Here is a 15,022-nt window from a genome sequence, read left to right on the forward strand (position 1 = left end):
TTTTAGCACTACCTCGGGCTGGGAGGGGCGCGTGAAGCTTAACAAGGAGGAGAACTTCAGCGAGTGGTTCGATACGGTCCTAAGGGAGAGCGGGCTCTACGACTACGGCCGTTACCCGGTTAAGGGCATGGGGGTGTGGCCCCCCTTCGGCTTCAAGCTCAGGAAGTTGGTCCTAAACATAATAAGGGATCTCTTGGACTCCACCGGTCACGAGGAAGTGTTGTTCCCGGTCCTAATTCCCAAGACGTTATTGGAGAAAGAGAGCGAACACATAAGGGGCTTCGAGGGCGAGGTCTTCTGGGTGACCAAGGGAGGACACGAGGACTTGGACGTCCCCTTAGCTCTGAGGCCCACGAGCGAGACCGCTATAAGCTACATGGAGTCCTTCTGGATAAGCAGCTACAAGCAACTCCCCATGAAGCTTTACCAAATAGTCCCGGTGTATAGGTACGAGACCAAGGCTACGAGGCCGCTGATAAGGCTGAGGGAGGTGAGCACCTTCAAGGAGGCCCACACAGCTCACGAGAGCTTCGAGGGGGCTGACTCTCAGTGCGCCGAGGCGATAGAGATCTACAAGAAGGTCTTCGATAGGCTGGGAATACCGTATATGATAAGCCAGAGGCCCCCTTGGGACAAGTTCGCGGGGGCCCTCTACACGGTGGCCTTCGACACCGTTATGCCCGACGGGAGGGTGCTCCAGATAGGCACGGTCCACCACTTAGGCCAAAACTTCTCCGTGCCCTTCGAGGTCAGGTTCCACACGGAGGACGGGGACAAGGACTACGTCTGGCAGACCTCCTACGGGCTGTCGGACAGAGTGATAGCGTCGTTGGTGGCCGTGCACGGGGACGAGAGGGGCTTGGTCCTCCCTCCGGAGGTCGCCCCCGTACAAGTGGTGATAGTTCCCATACCTCAGAAGGAGGAGGAACAACAGAGGAAGGTCTTGGAGGAAGCCAAGAGGGTGGAGGAGGAGCTCAAGGCTCGGGGCTGGAGGACGGTGCTCGACGACAGGGACGAGCTGACTCCCGGAGCGAAGTACTACGAGTGGGAACTCAAGGGAGTCCCATTTAGGATAGAGATAGGTAAGAAGGAGGTTGAGGGGGACGAGCTCACTGTGGCGCGCAGGGACTTGAAGAAGAGGGTGAAAGTGAAGAAAGGTGAGATCCACCAGAGGTTAAAGGAAATGAGCGACGACATGCTCAACAACATGAGGGAGAGGGCGTGGAGCTTCATGAAGAGTAGGATAAAGAGGGTGAGGAGCTTGGAGGAGGCGAAGGAGTTAGTGGAGAAGAGGTACGTGGTGGAGTTGCCGTGGTGCGGCTCCAAGGAGTGTGGGCTGAGGGTGGACGAGGAGGTGGGGAGGGTGTTAGGGGTGCCGCTGGACGAGGATGCGGAGGCGAAGGGCGAGAGGTGCGCGGTCTGCGGGAGGGAGGCGAAGTGGTGGATAAGGGTAGCAAAAACCTATTAGTCGTGCGCTTCTTCGGCCCCACTCAACATTTCGGAGTGCTTTACCTTCGGGACGGGCAAGTCCTTGACGGGCTTGAACCTGTCCTTGAGCCTCTCTAGCACTTGAGGCAAGGTGGTGTACTCCATCTCGCTGGGGTCCAGCCTGTGCGGCATGAACGGGCCGTGCCTCCTTATGTAGTCCGCCACCTTGTTCGCGGTCCTCCTCGCCTCGTCGAAGGCGGGGTCGTCGAAGAGGTCGCTGGGGCCTACGAGCTTGGCGTTCTTCACTTGGAAGCCCAGCGCTATCACTCTCGGGGGCCCGTCGAACCTGGTGGGCCTGGCGTCCCTCACGGGGACGGGCATCAAGGGGCCGTTGTGGGAGCCCCTCATCCAGCCCGCCACCAAGTGGGGGAAGGTGAAGGGCTCCAGCACCTCGCCCACGGCGGGGAAGCCGCTCTGGGCCCTAACTATCATTACCGGGTCGTCCTTGCCCACGTACTTGCCGGCTATCAAGTTCAGCCTCTCGACGCTGACCACTGCCGCTATCTTGCCGTCCTTGCGGAACACCCTCCTTATCACGTACCTCGAGGGGGTGCCTATGAGGGCCAGCAAGTCGTAAAGCTCTTCGGGGGTGTTCAAGTGGACTCCCTTGTCCTCGAAGACGTCCACTACCTCGAACACGAAGCCGTCGTGGAGCCTCGGGTCAATGACCAGGCCGGCGGTGTTGAAGGGGTCTGCGAAGATCTTGTACAAGGGTAGGTTGAAGGCCCCAGGCTCGGTCTTGTCTGCGGCGAATATCACTATGGGTTCGCTCGGCCTCTCCTCTATCTCCATCTCGGCCGCCGCGGGGCCCAGGCCCCTCACGTTGCCGGAGAACGCGTCGCTGAGCAAGTCTTGCCCGGCCGCGTAGAGGCCGAGCTCCTTAGCCACTTCCGCGGCCTTCTTGAAGGCCTCCCAAGCCAAACCGTGTACGTCCGGGTGGTCCACGCCTTTGGTGTGGGTCATTATTAGGATGAGGTCGTCGCCCACGTGGGTTACGTAGAAGTCGTTTATGACGCCGTTCTTCTTCGCTTCGGCGAGGACTCTGGAAGCCGCCGCCATGCAGTCCGGGTGGACGGTGTGGTGGCCAGCCAAGGAGCCGATATCGGCTTTAATCACGCTTATGGTCGTCTTCTGGGCCACTAGGGGCACCGAGGCCGGTTACCAAAAGAGGTTTTTCTGGTTTTAGGGACGATGAGGAACCGATAGGGCTCTGAGCGGTGAGGAGTCCCACGGTCGCCGAGTCAGCCCAGCTTGACATAGCCCCCGGGCGCGGCGGCCTTGGCTAACTCCTCCGCTACCACGTTTCTTATCAACATCACCAGCACTGAGTAGTTGGAGAGCAGGCGCTCGGCCACCATCTTATCGATCTTGTACTTCTCTATCAAGTTGTTGTACAAGGCTTCCAGTATCTCCGGCCTGTTCAACAGCTCTACCATTATCAAAGTTAAGTTGGACTTAAACGCTTCGAACTTGTCCTCCAACGAGTTCAACCTCGAGACGGTCGTGTTGAGGATTTCCCTGGTCTTTAAACTCTCCAGCCTCAGTTTCTCTATATTGTTCTTGATTTCGGTTAATTCCTTGGAGATGGAAGTTTGATTCGAGATTACTTGGGCTAACGTAGCGTTGAGCCTAGCGTACCCAGACTTCAAATTAGCTATTTCCTCCTCTACCTTCTTTATTTCCGACAACTTCGCCCTGAGTTCTTCCAGGTAGCTGGACACTTTCTTTAAGCTTTCTAACTCCTTCTTCACTGCGTTCAGCTCTTCCCTCGCGGTCCCAAGCTCCAACGCTAAGTTGGTTACGTTGGATATAAGGATCTTCAAGTCCTCTTTGGTTGCGAATGTCGCTTGGGCTACCTCTAAGTCCTTCACTTCCTTGTAAAGTTCGTTCAAGCTCTTCTCTAAGGTCTCTACCTTAGGCACGAACGAGGTCAGCTTCAACTCCAACTCTGAGGCGCGCTTCGCGAAGGTCTGGTTGAGCGCTTCTAACGAGGTCTTGAGCTGGTCCAAGGTCCTTTGCATTTCTATTACGGCGGAACTCAAGGACGCCATCTCTCCCTTAGTCTTCATTAGGTCCGTCTTCGTCTTGTTAAGTTCTATGTTAAGGGCTATAATCTTCGTATTGAACTGGTCTTTGAGTTTGTTCAAGTTTTCATTTAATGACTTATATTCCTTCATAATTTGCGTTAGCTGATTCCTCAAGCCTTTTATCTGGGCCTCGAAGGCGCGTTCCAGCTCGTCCAACCTATTCATTATTGTGCTGCTCTCATTCTTCAAGAGCTCGACGTCTTTCAACTTTAGGTTTATAGGTATTCCTTGTACTAGTCCAACTAGCGTTCCTAGCGCTAAAGCGGAGAGCGCGAGGGATATTATAGATAAAACGATTGGTGCCTTACTGGTCTTGGTAACTACCTTGACCTCGCGGATCGGTGCCTTAGGGGCTTCGGCAACCGTCCCGAGGGGTCCCTGCTCTGGAGTTCCCGGAGGGGCCTCCGGCTCCGGAGGGGGAGGAGGAGAAGGAGGGGCCTTCTCTAGGGTCTCCTCTACGAACGGCTTGGCCTCCTCTTCCTCCTCCCCTCCCATACCCCTCAGGGCGTCGGCCGTCTTGTTCAAGCCCACTCTCTCCGCCTTCTCGGCCAGCTCTTGGGACTTCAACCTCTGTTTGCTTATCTGCTCGGCCAAGCTCTGGTCCAAGGCAGCCTTCTCTTCCTCGTCCAACTTTGGGTACTTGTTCTCGGAAACCAATTCCAATATGTTGTTTATGCAGTTTACGTCGAACCTCTCACAGCCGGCGTCTTCCATCAATATCCGGAGCACGTCCACTACCATCACCTCAGAACCCGAACTCCGCTTGGAAGCTGGCCTCCTCGGCGCCGGAGGTGATAACGGTTAAACCTATGCTGCTGCTCGCCACCGCCACCAAGAACGGGTCCGTAAAGCACATGGGCTTCAACGCATTGGAGCTCCCCCTGGCAGCCGCAGCGGCGAAGGCGGGGAGGTCGTTGAGCACATCTTCCAAGTTAACGTAGATGGGCGAGGAGCAGACCCCCTCTACGCCGTTAACTATAGTTTTCAGCTCTATGGCGTCGGGGACCTTCTGGAAGTCCCTTACGTCGCACATGTTAATGAGGTCTACAGTCTTCCCCTCTAAAGTTATTTTCGGCTCGCCCCCGCTCTCGACCTCGGCGTTTTCGTACGCGTTTATCGCCATCTTAGCAGCCTCCGCAGCTATCGCGGACAAGTAGGAGGGCCCCCTCAAGGGCTTGGGGGTGGGGAGCTTGGTCTGGACCTCGACCACGCCCATGTAGTCCGGGCTCTCCACGTCCAAGAATATGGCTATGGTAAAGTCAGACAAGTTCTTGACGTATATCGCGGCGCTCACGTCCATCCCCAGGAGGTTTATGGTCCTCCACATGTCCCTCGCTCCGGTGCAGCCGGTGCCGTCCTTCTTCACGAAGCCCACTCGGCGCGTGAATATCTGGGCGCTCAAAATCGGGCCCCGAGGTGCGTTGCTCTTAAGATATATTTACGGTTAGTTCTCAAGACTTATTACCCCTTGGATCCCTACCTCCCCTCAGCTGGGTGGTGCTGGATTGAGCGTCACGTTTTGTCCCAAGTGTAAGGCACTGATGCAAGTGGTCAGAAAGGACGGTAAGGTGGTACTCAAGTGTCCTAGGTGCGGCTACGAGGTGGAGGTGAAGAAGCCCGCCAGGATAGTGAGGGCCGTGGAAAAGGACAAGCACATAATAACAACTTCCAAAGTAGTGAAGGCCGAGGAGAGGAGGACCCTGACGGAAGAAGAGAAAGAGATGCTGCAAGACTACTACAGAGACATCTTCCTGGAGAACTTCGGCGGGGAGTGAGTTTTTGCTTCCTCCCCGAAGGGGTTAGGGGAGCTAGAGATGAACCCCCTCGCCGCGTTGTTAGCCTTCATACTTACCGTAATGTTCCTGGAGAGCGGCCACTTCGAAATACTATTGGTCCTCCTCATAGCTATCGGGGCCTTGCCCCCCGAGCACGCGGCCGCGCTGGCGAGGAGGCTCGGCAAGCTGTATTACGAAGTTAACAAGGCTCTGGACTCCTTAACTAAGGGCGGGCCGGCGGAGTGGCTGGGTAAGGTGGGCTATTGGAGGGCCAAGAGGGCGGCCGGCGCACTAAAAGGGAGCCCTTATGAGGTCCTAAAGGAGACCAAGAGGCCTTGAAGCCCCTATACGTACACTTGTTGAGGAAGGACACTAAGTACAGCGCGTATTCGGTAGTGGCGATAGTGGAGAGCTCCGGCTTTGAGGCTACCTTGGTCAAGGACCCGGCCCAAGCGCTGGAGCTAGCTAAGAAGAGGCCAGTGGTCTTCGGGGTTTCTCTCATGACCACCGACCTCCTCGACGAGAACCTCTTAAGGTGGATCAAGGCGCTGAAGGGGAAGGCCTTCTTGGTGGCCGGGGGGCCCCACGCGACTGGGGACCCTTGGGGCACCTTGAACTTGGGCTTCGACGCGGCCGTCCACGGGGAGGCGGAGGAGACCTTACCGGAGCTGCTGAGGGCCCTCGAGGAGGGCTCGGACTGGAGGAGGGTTAAAGGGGTATACAGCGACGAGGGCTTCTCCGGCCCCAGGGGGTTGGCGGACCTAGACCGCTACCCCCCGTGGCCTCACTGGAGGGGGCTGGTCGGGCCGATAGAGATAACTAGGGGCTGTCCCTTCGCTTGTTCCTATTGTCAAACTACCTTTATGTTCAAAGCTTTTGTAAGGCATCGATCTATAGAAAACGTAATCAAGTATGCCTCAATAATGAGGGATATGGGACTGAAGGACATGAGGTTCATAACGCCTAACGCTCTCTCCTACGGAGGGGACGGCAGGAGGCCTAACTTGGAGGCGGTGGAGGAGCTCTTAGCGAGGCTAAAGAAGCTGGGCGTGAGGACCTTCTTCGGCTCCTTCCCGAGCGAGGTGAGGCCGGAGTTCGTAAACGAGGAGAGCATAAAGATCTTGAAGAAGTACGTCAGCAACAAGAGGCTGGTCATAGGTGCCCAGAGCGCCTCCGACGCGGTCCTCAAGAGGATCCACAGGGGGCACGCTTGGGAGGACGTGGTAAACGCGGTGGAGGTGAGCGTCAAACACGGCTTCGTCCCGGAGGTGGACTTCATACTCGGGCTTCCGGGGGAGAGCGAGGAGGACATGATGGAGACCTTGAGGGGGATGAGGAAGTTAGCTTCCATGGGCGCTAGGGCACACTTGCACTACTTCATGCCCCTCCCCGGGACCCCCCTCGCGTACGCCGACCCGACCCCGCTCCCGGAGAGGGTGCGGAAGGAGGTCGCCAAGCTCGTGGGCGAGGGCAAGGGCTGGGGGCAGTGGTTAAAGCAAGAGGAGGTCTCTTGGAAGATAGTGGAGCTCCGTAGGAAGGGGGTGATCCTCCCCAAGAGGAGGGCACTCATTTCCTCCCCCGGCCTTCCAGCGAGGGGCTGAGGGCTGCTGCTGGACCACAAGAGGCTCAAGGTGGAGGGAGGCAAGTACTTGGAGGTCACCGGGCCGGCAGCGGTGAGGTTAGTAAGGGGCAGCGCGGTCCTAATGGGGAAGACGTTAGAGGAGAACGACGTCATAGTGGTTCCCCAGTGGAGGACTTACGCGTTCAAGGCTATAAAGGACTCCGAGCTGGACGTTTCAATTACATCGACGACGAAGGTAGAAATTAAGGACAAGAACGTTATGGACGAGTGGGTAAAGGGGCTCTCGAAGATCGTGGGAGCGAAGAGGGTTGTGATACTGGGCCCCACGGACTCCGGGAAGAGCAGCGCGACTGCAACCTTAGTTAACATGAATTTGAACGAGGGCTACGAGGTCAGCGTGGTGGACAGCGACGTTGGCCAGAGCAACTTGTGCTTCCCCACTATGGTGTGCAAGGCGAAGGTCAAGGGTTACGTCTTCACGTTGAGCGACTTGGAGGCCGAGGAGCAACGCTTTACCGGCACCATAACCCCGGCGGTGGAGAAGAGCCGGATAATCTCCTCCGTCTCTTCCCTCTCCAAGGGGAGGGTAATAGTTGACACCGACGGGTGGGTGGACGGCTTCGAGGCCGGCTGCTACAAGCACGAGCTCCTCCGGGCGGTCTCGCCGGAGGTCGTTGTTTACATGGGTAAGGCCCCCTGGTGGGCCAAGGGCCCTTGGGAGCTGGTGGAGCTTCCCCCCTCCACGGGCAAGGAGAGGAGTAGGAACGACAGGAGGAGCATAAGGAAAAATAAGTACAGGAAGGCCCTAGAGGGGTGCAAGACTAAGGACATAGACCTAACTAAGGTTAACGCACTCATGTCCGTTATATTCAACAACCCGTGGGGCGACGAGGTCCTTAAGGAGGGCGTGAAGGAGCTCATAGGGGTCAAGCCGTTATTGGTGGTGCCTTGGGGCAACAAGGTAGTCGCCGTAATAAAGAGGGGCTTGAAGTACAAGAAAGTACCGAACGTCGAGGTGCTGGAGGAGGGCGAGGAGAGGGGGCTGTTGGTAGGCTTGGGGGACGGCTCCGGCAACGAGCGGCTGGGCGTCGTGGTGAAGATAGACCACTTGAAGAAAGTTATGAAAGTAAAGACTTGTATGGAGGAAGAGCCCCTTTACGTTATATTCGGGAGGGTCAAGCTCGAAGAGGACTACAGCGACAAGGTTGTAAAAAAGCCCTTTTAGCTACACTTGACGCAGTAAGGCCCGTTGACCAGCACGTGCCAGTTCGCCTTGTTTATCATTATTATGCTCGTGCCGTTCAGTTCGCTGGGCTTGGTCAAAGAGCTCCAAGTCAGTATAGCATCAACGTTCTTAGAGGTGTTGTTTGCGTAGCTCCTCATGATCACTATCAGCGGAGGTACCGCGCCGTAGTCGTCGTTGCTCAGCCCTATCACGAAGGACTTCACGTCGTCAACCTTCGTCGTCATGTTGTTGAACGTAATCAAGTAGTCGTCAGTCAGCGAGACGGCCAGCGTCAAGTTGTTATAGTAGTTAGTGACGTTCGTTGATAAGAGCTCTGCGGTCTTGTTGAACGCTACCGCGTTCCACTTGTCCGCGCTGCTGACCGGCAAGTTGAGCTTGGCCGCGAAGACTGTCGGCAAGCCGGAGGTGGAGTTGTGCCAAGCTAGTTCGCCGTTCCAGAAAGCCGCCACCGTTACGTTGGTCATGAAGTCAGTGTAGTTGTAGAACGGATTCTTGGTGGTGGCGTAGGAGCCGTACTCGTTCAGCTGCAATGACGTCAAGTTGCCCAGCACGTCCACTTGGAGGGTGGCGTTGTAGGGCCCGGTGACATTGATTACCGCGTATCCCTTGCTCTTGACGTATACGATTGGCGCGTCCACCTTCGGAGAGTACACGTCTGGCACTTCCACGGTTACGTAGTCGTCCAGCGGTATCTTCGGTAAAGTCCTCACGAACATGTAGTAGTAAACCCTGTCGTCCGTGCCAAGCTTGCTTACGGTTGTAGCGTTGTTCCTGTCAGCGTAGCTGAAGCCTATGTACTTCACTTGGTCAGGCAACAGCTGGCTATACTCGACTTTCAGCTTGTATGCCGAAAGGTCGAGCGTGCCGTAGTAGAACAGCTCGCCCAGGGGACCGTTCTCGTGTATGTTGAAGTACACAGCCGGCGTGCTGAGGTCATACTTCACCACGTTGTAGTATACCTTGTCCGGGGAGCTGAGCTTGTATGCCGGCTCGCTGGCGTACTCTACCAAGTAGGACCTCCAAGCGTTGGACCAGAAGCCGTTCCTCGAGGTCACGAAGCGGTGCCAGTCGTCCACGTCCTCGTAGAGCATCCACTTCAACCAGCTCTTGCCGTCGCTCACCGCCCCGGGGACGTAGGGGTAGATTATGTTCCAACCGCCGAAGTAGTCGCCGTAGCTGCCGCCGTTCATGCCCACCCTAACTTCGTAGAAGCTCCCCCTCGGCACTTCCGGCCACAGCCAGAAGTTCCATACCACCCTTTGACTGAGCCAAGTGCTGTTTAGTACTATGCCGTTCCTCTGGGCGTTGATTATGCCGGCCCTTACGGTCTCAGCCGCCTTCCAGAGCGGCGTACAAGTCACCACGCCGGGCTCCCCGTTCAGCGGCGCGCCGTAGATGGTCGACTTGACCACTTGTAAGCCCTTGACTATGGTTGCATTTATTTGGCCCACCAGCGGCAAGCAGCCGTCGCTATTGGAGTAGTCGTAGAGCTGCGGGAAGCTGATCCTCGGTCTGCCCAAGCGGTAGGGGTACCAGTACAGCATGTACACCTTCGCCTTCTCTTTGCCAGCCCCGGCTACGTATGCGTAGAGCCCGTGCGCGTCGGGCTCGAGCGTGTAAGCGTAAACCGGAGGGCACTGAGCCGCGTCGTAGGCCTCGAAGCACTGGAACGCCGTCTGCAAGCTGTCGAAGCTGTCTCCGTACACGGTTACGTTGTATATCACTCCGGAGAACGCTGCCATGGTCTCTTCGTCTATGTTGTAGTCGTAGTACCTGCTTGCGTCCGATATCACGAAGGCCGGAGTATTACCGTTAAACAACTCGTACATTAAGGAAGCTAGGCCCCCTCCACTGCTAACTTGGTTTATCTCACTCAGAACGTCGCCCAAGACCGGGGAGGGCGGCAACGAGCCCTCGAGCGTTTCCAAGGACTTGACGTATACCTCCCACTTATCGGTGGCGTTGTTGAAGGTGGCGACTATCATGTACTTCTTCCCGGGGACCAGCGTGGTGGGTGCCACAGCCTTGGGTATTATCCTATAGCCGTAATTAGTTATCTGGAACAGCGCCGGCGCGCCTCTGTAAATCGCCAGCATCCAGCCAGTGCCAGTAGTTGGGTCCGTTTGGTAAGCTATGGGGAACAGCCAGTAGCCGACGTAAGGCGCTCTGATGAAGAAGCTGTCGTCACGCCAAGTGGGGTCTATGTAGTAGTTCAGCTGGTCCTCGTCGGCGAAGTTGAAGGCCCCGTCCCACCTCACTACGGCCACCACGCTGAAGGAGTTCCTGTTCGCGACGAAGTTAAGCTTGTTCTGCGGGTCATCGAACACAACTCCGGTCATGGTGAAGGCGTAGCCGGGGAAGTTCCAAGTCCAAGAGTAGCTATCTAGCTCCACCCTCGCTCCGTAGAAGTCAACGTAGACCGGGAACACCTCCCTCGGGTCGGAGGCGCCGTTCTCCCCTACCAGTACGGTGAGCGTCACCTTTCCGCCGGCCGGCAAGTAGGGCACCTTGACCCAGACGTAGCCGTCGCTCCTCGCGGGCCCATTCCTTTGTACGGGGACGCTGGTGCAGTTGCCCACGACGGTCTCGTAGCAGAACTTCACGGGCGCGCCCAGCTCGTCTATGATGGTTATGGGGGTGGCGTTCAGCTGTGCCGGTAACTTGACCCTAATCACTTGGTCGAACAGCGCCTCGGAGTTGGGGTTCTCTATGGTTATCTTATAGCTCCTAACGGTGCTGTCCACCGGATACTGGAGGCCCAAGAACTTCAGCCCGGAGGCCGTGGTAACATTGACCGCGTAGGTGGTAGTTAGGTTGGCGGCGGGGGCGTAACAGACGTCGTAGCCGCTGAAGCTCGCGCACGGGTAGGCCAGCCCGGGGAACTTTACCTCGTGCTCTAAGATCTTGCCGTCGAACGGGGTCCCGTCGGAGCCCTTGGGGTACTGCCCGGCTATGCCTAGGTAAAGGCAGACCACCGCGCTGTACTGGACCAAGGAGTCCGGCCTCATTGGCGCGGGGGCGGTGAAGTTGAACGTTAGGACTCCGGAGCTCCTCCACAAGGGCTTCTCGGCGGTTAAGTTAGTGAAGGTGTAGCTCCAAGGCAAGTAGGAGCCGGCGCTCCAGCTCACTTGGTATACTTGCGGCGTGGAAGTTATCCTCATTACCGTTATGTTCCTCAGGTACACGTAGTCCAAGTAGTACCTCAAGGGGCTGCTCGCCGGGGCGGCCTTCTCCACTATATCTTTGAGGTCTATGACTACGCTGGTGGGCACGTAGTTCCTAGTCCCGCTGAACTCTGGGTTCAGTATTAGCGCAATTTGGTAGGCGTAGTTGTCGCCTACCACGGTCTTGGGCGGAGGGCATATGTACTGCAGCGGGTTAACGTTCCCCCCGGCCAGCACCGTTATCGGGCCTATTGAGAACACCGTGGTAGTTTGCTGGATCGTGGTCTGCTGGAGGACGCCGCCCGTGGTCTTTAAGCAGTCGTCCACCTCTTTCCACCCCACGCCTTCTATCAACATCCTGACCGAGTAGACCTTATCTCCCTCTCCCAAGTTGATAACCAAGGCTGCTGGTATCTTGAGCGTACCAAACTCTTTGTATATCGGCTCGTAGTTGTGCTGGCAAGCGCTAGTTACTTTAGTGTTGCTAGAAATCCACTTGTCCTTAGTGTAAATCTTCGAGACGTTCGACGTCCCCGAGCTCATGTAGACTTGAATGGCCTTCACGTATTGGCAGAAGGCCGGTATGTCGTTGGTCTTTATCACTAGGACTGGGCCCTCGGCCCAGGGGTCCTTCTTAATGAACACGTAACACGCGGACAAGCTCTGAGCCACGCTCGTGGCCAGCTGCTGCCTCTGGACCGCTTGAACGGTCTTCTCGCTTATCGCTACTTGTTTGCTGAGCACGTTTACCATTAGAACTACAGCCGCCAGCAGTATGCTAACTATCACTATGAGCGCTATTAGCCCCGCTACCCCGCCCTTCTTTACTTCCGTCACTGTAAAGCCACCGTAGGACCGCTGTGCCGACGAGAGTTTTAATGGAGGAATTGCCGTTTTCGTACGGAAACACTTGCTGGCACTCCTAAAGCTCGGTTAAAGGCGGCGGAGGGGGAGCTCGCGCTTGAAGAGGGCTCAGAGCGAGCTGCTGGCGGCGATGCTGCTAGCAGCCATAGTGCTGGGGGCCCTCACTTGGTTGGTGGCCCAGTGGGAGAAAGGGGTCGGGAACTTGATCAAGAGGGTAAACGAAGTGACCGTCCGTTCCGCCAAGCTCTCTATAAGGATAGACTGCAGCGGGAACTACCTCGTCTTCCTAGACCCTACGGTCCCTTCCGTCATTGACGCCGAGTCCACAGAGTATAACAACTTACGCTACTGTTACGCGGAACTGGGAGCTAGCTCCTACAAGGCCTACTTCGTCCTGCCCTTCTATTGCAACGGGGAGCCCAGCGCCTACTTCATCTTCGGCACTTTCTCGAGGAATCCAGTAGACAACGTGACTTTGTACACCTTTAAGCCCTCATCGTCCAGCGCCGTAGTGCCTCAAGTGGCCTGCGACAAGATAAACTTCATGCCTTTCGCGACTTTACACATAGTCTTTCCCGACTCAAGCGAGAAGGTGGTTTCTTGCTTCACTAACATAACTTTGGTCAACGGCGAGTACTTGTGGGGTGTGTCCTCATGCGTAGGGGCCTAGGCGCTCTGGAAGTGGCGATACTGAGTGCGGTGACCGTGGTCGCGGCGGCGCTGTTGGGCTCCGCGCTCTTGCGCCCGCCGGCGGAGCCGCAAACGCCAGCGCTCGTAGAGGTGGAAGCGGCAGTGGCCCTAGGGCCTCAGAAGGACTCGGCGGGTCAGACGGTGAGCGCGTCTCAGCAGTGCTCGGAGCTGGCGTCCGCGCTCTACGCCGAGGGCCTCCTATCGTCAAAGAAGATCATCGAAATTGGAAACTCCGGCGCGACCTACGCTTACGCAGTCCTAATACGCGTGATGAGCCCCGGGGAGGTGAAGGGGGTGAAGCTCAGCAGCTTGGAGACCGGACAAACCCTATTCGTCGCTCAGAAGAGGGTGGCGCTCTCCCCCGGGAGGTACTTGTTGTGCGTCTATCGCGACAAGTACTACCCGAGCTCAGTGGTGGAGCTCCTCGGGGCCTCTGAGGTGTGCGTCAGCTGCGCAGTGCGCTGAGGACTTTTTGTATCTCCTCCTCGCTTATGGGCCCCCTCCTCAAGACCTTTACCTTCTTACCCTCTACCTCGACCACAGTTGACGGCGTGCCCTCGACGGGGCCCATGTCTATTAACAAGTCGGCCTCCACGGTCACCTCTTCCGCGCTCTTGGGACTCTTGCCCCCGCTCAGGTTGGCAGAAGTGACCGCCAAGGGGCCCACGAGCTCCAAGAGCTTGAGCGCGAACGGGTGGGCGGGCACCCTCACCCCGACCTTGCCCGTCCCCGCGGTGACGGCCTCGGGGAGCCAAGGCTTGGCCTTCACCACTATGGTCAGAGGCCCGGGCCAGAAGGCCTTGGCCAGAGCCTCCGCCGCCTCGTCGAACTCGCCGACCTCCCGGTGCCTCCCCAAGGGCGTCTGCACGGGTAAGGGCTTGTCCCTCGGCCTCCTCTTGGCCTCGTATATCTTCTCCGCGAACTCCAGCTTAGACGCTATGCCGTAGACGGTCTCAGTAGGGATGATTACGAGCCCCCCGGACTCCAAAACTTCCTTCGCCTCGATTAAGGCCCTCCGAACATCCTCCTCGCTCCTAGGCCTGAGGACCCTCAACTCCCTCCCTTGTAGTTGAACTCGAACGAAGGGGTTTTTTGTTGCCTCTCCCTCAGAGCCCTCTCAGCCATAATTATTGCCAAGTAATAGAGCACGAACATGGGTATGCCTATCGCCAGCATGCTTATCCCGGTCCCTCCGGGGGTTATTACAGCGGCCAAGAACATTATCGCGAGGAACGCGATTCTCAAGTTCCTCCCCTTGAGCTGTTCCGGCCTCAAGAGCCCCAACAAGACCAAGTAGTAAACCACTATAGGCAGCAAGAAAGAGAGGCCGGTTATTATAGCCGTCATGACGGCGAACTCTATTATGTCGGAGAGGCACCAGATGCTCTGGGCGCCGGCGGCTTGGCCGAAGAACACCACGAGCTCGAAGCCGAAGGGGACCACGACGGTGAAGGCGAACAGCTCGCCGAGCAAGAACAGCCCGAAGGTGGCTAGGACCCCGTTGCGGAGCATCCTCCTCTCGTGCTCGTGGAGCGCGGGCCACAAGTAGCACAAGAACTGGTATATTATATAGGGGGCAGAAATCACCAGGGCGCCCCAAATTATAACCATGACGTAGGCGTTGAACAAGCTCTCAGCGTGACATATTACGGGCTTAACCCCCATGTGCATAATTGCCAACGTTATTATTCTGAGGAGCGCAACCATCGCCGGTACGTAGCCTATCCACTTTATCAGCTCCGCTATGTACTGGGCCCCTACGGCGTTGCCCACGTCCTCGGGGCTGCAGTACAAGTGCATGAGGGGACACGTGACCCAGTTTATGGGGAAGAGGGCCACTAAGAGTAAGGCTAAGAAGAAGGCGACTATGGACCTCCTTATAGTCTTTAACAACTCCTCCAAGTGGTAGGTGATGTCTTCTACCCTCTCCGCCTCTTCAACGTTGCACTCGAAGGGGGACTTCAGCTTCTTTATCAATGACTTCAACGCTTCCGTGTCCCAGCCCCTTGGGGGCTAGCTAGATTTAGGCTTGCGGGTCGGTCGAGGCTCTCCGTTCACCGCCTCACCCCTTACGAGCTACCTCATCCCCGCGGGCGCCTCAAAAGCTCTCGTCCGGCCCCTCGGGG

The 15,022-nt window shown here is 57.0% G+C and carries 13 protein-coding genes; 7 read left to right on the forward strand and 6 right to left on the reverse strand.

Annotation, left to right across the window (positions count from 1 at the left end):
• Positions 1-31 precede the first annotated feature (31 nt).
• Entirely contained in the window at positions 32-1,468 is a 1,437-nt protein-coding gene (gene proS, locus IGNI_RS01875) for a proline--tRNA ligase (RefSeq protein ID WP_011998397.1), read from the forward strand.
• Here the strand turns inward: proS and fbp are convergent.
• The 3 genes from fbp to IGNI_RS01890 form a co-directional block, all read right to left on the reverse strand.
• Complete coding sequence (gene fbp / locus IGNI_RS01880) at positions 1,465-2,628, reverse strand: fructose-1,6-bisphosphate aldolase/phosphatase (RefSeq protein ID WP_011998398.1); 1,164 nt, start codon at positions 2,626-2,628, stop codon at positions 1,465-1,467. The genes proS and fbp overlap by 4 nt on opposite strands.
• A gap of 101 nt (positions 2,629-2,729) precedes the next feature.
• Positions 2,730-4,319, reverse strand: coding sequence for a hypothetical protein (locus tag IGNI_RS01885; protein WP_052569901.1), 1,590 nt, complete (start codon positions 4,317-4,319; stop codon positions 2,730-2,732).
• 1 nt (position 4,320) lies between these two features.
• Positions 4,321-4,977 carry a hypothetical protein gene (locus IGNI_RS01890; protein WP_011998400.1) on the reverse strand — a complete coding sequence of 219 codons (657 nt, stop codon included), beginning with the start codon at positions 4,975-4,977 and terminating at the stop codon, positions 4,321-4,323.
• A 103-nt stretch (positions 4,978-5,080) separates the two neighbouring features.
• Between IGNI_RS01890 and IGNI_RS01895 the strand changes: the two genes are divergently transcribed.
• From IGNI_RS01895 to IGNI_RS01910, 4 genes are read left to right on the forward strand one after another with little or no spacing between them, the layout of a single operon-like run.
• Positions 5,081-5,350 (forward strand): DNA-directed RNA polymerase subunit M, encoded by a 270-nt coding sequence (locus IGNI_RS01895; RefSeq protein ID WP_011998401.1) that lies wholly within the window; start codon positions 5,081-5,083, stop codon positions 5,348-5,350.
• Between the two features lie 39 nt (positions 5,351-5,389).
• Positions 5,390-5,689, forward strand: a complete 300-nt coding sequence (locus IGNI_RS01900) for a hypothetical protein (RefSeq protein ID WP_011998402.1) — start codon at positions 5,390-5,392, stop codon at positions 5,687-5,689.
• A complete protein-coding gene (locus IGNI_RS01905) occupies positions 5,686-6,951 on the forward strand; it encodes a TIGR04013 family B12-binding domain/radical SAM domain-containing protein (RefSeq protein WP_011998403.1) in 1,266 nt (421 codons plus the stop codon). The genes IGNI_RS01900 and IGNI_RS01905 overlap by 4 nt, the downstream gene beginning before the upstream one ends.
• Before the next feature lie 30 nt (positions 6,952-6,981).
• Complete coding sequence (locus tag IGNI_RS01910) at positions 6,982-8,157, forward strand: Clp1/GlmU family protein (RefSeq protein WP_011998404.1); 1,176 nt, start codon at positions 6,982-6,984, stop codon at positions 8,155-8,157.
• On the opposite strand, the gene IGNI_RS01915 is transcribed toward IGNI_RS01910, so the two are convergent.
• Positions 8,154-12,179: a DUF2341 domain-containing protein gene (locus IGNI_RS01915; protein ID WP_011998405.1), complete on the reverse strand. Its 4,026-nt coding sequence runs from the start codon at positions 12,177-12,179 to the stop codon at positions 8,154-8,156. The two genes, IGNI_RS01910 and IGNI_RS01915, sit on opposite strands and share 4 nt — an antisense overlap.
• 124 nt (positions 12,180-12,303) lie before the next feature.
• On the opposite strand from IGNI_RS01915, the gene IGNI_RS01920 reads away from it, so the two are divergent.
• Together IGNI_RS01920 and IGNI_RS01925 are read left to right on the forward strand one after the other, a co-directional pair.
• Complete coding sequence (locus tag IGNI_RS01920) at positions 12,304-12,876, forward strand: hypothetical protein (RefSeq protein WP_011998406.1); 573 nt, start codon at positions 12,304-12,306, stop codon at positions 12,874-12,876.
• Complete coding sequence (locus tag IGNI_RS01925; protein ID WP_011998407.1) at positions 12,861-13,361, forward strand: hypothetical protein; 501 nt, start codon at positions 12,861-12,863, stop codon at positions 13,359-13,361. The genes IGNI_RS01920 and IGNI_RS01925 overlap by 16 nt, the downstream gene beginning before the upstream one ends.
• Here IGNI_RS01925 and IGNI_RS01930 read toward each other — a convergent pair.
• Together IGNI_RS01930 and tatC are read right to left on the reverse strand one after the other, a co-directional pair.
• Positions 13,342-13,950, reverse strand: coding sequence for an L-threonylcarbamoyladenylate synthase (locus tag IGNI_RS01930; protein ID WP_011998408.1), 609 nt, complete (start codon positions 13,948-13,950; stop codon positions 13,342-13,344). The genes IGNI_RS01925 and IGNI_RS01930 overlap by 20 nt on opposite strands.
• Positions 13,947-14,882 carry a twin-arginine translocase subunit TatC gene (gene tatC / locus IGNI_RS01935; protein WP_011998409.1) on the reverse strand — a complete coding sequence of 312 codons (936 nt, stop codon included), beginning with the start codon at positions 14,880-14,882 and terminating at the stop codon, positions 13,947-13,949. The genes IGNI_RS01930 and tatC overlap by 4 nt, the downstream gene beginning before the upstream one ends.
• Positions 14,883-15,022 lie beyond the last annotated feature (140 nt).

It is taken from the genome of Ignicoccus hospitalis KIN4/I, assembly GCF_000017945.1.
In the GTDB taxonomy this organism is placed as follows: Archaea; Thermoproteota; Thermoprotei_A; order Sulfolobales; family Ignicoccaceae; genus Ignicoccus; species Ignicoccus hospitalis.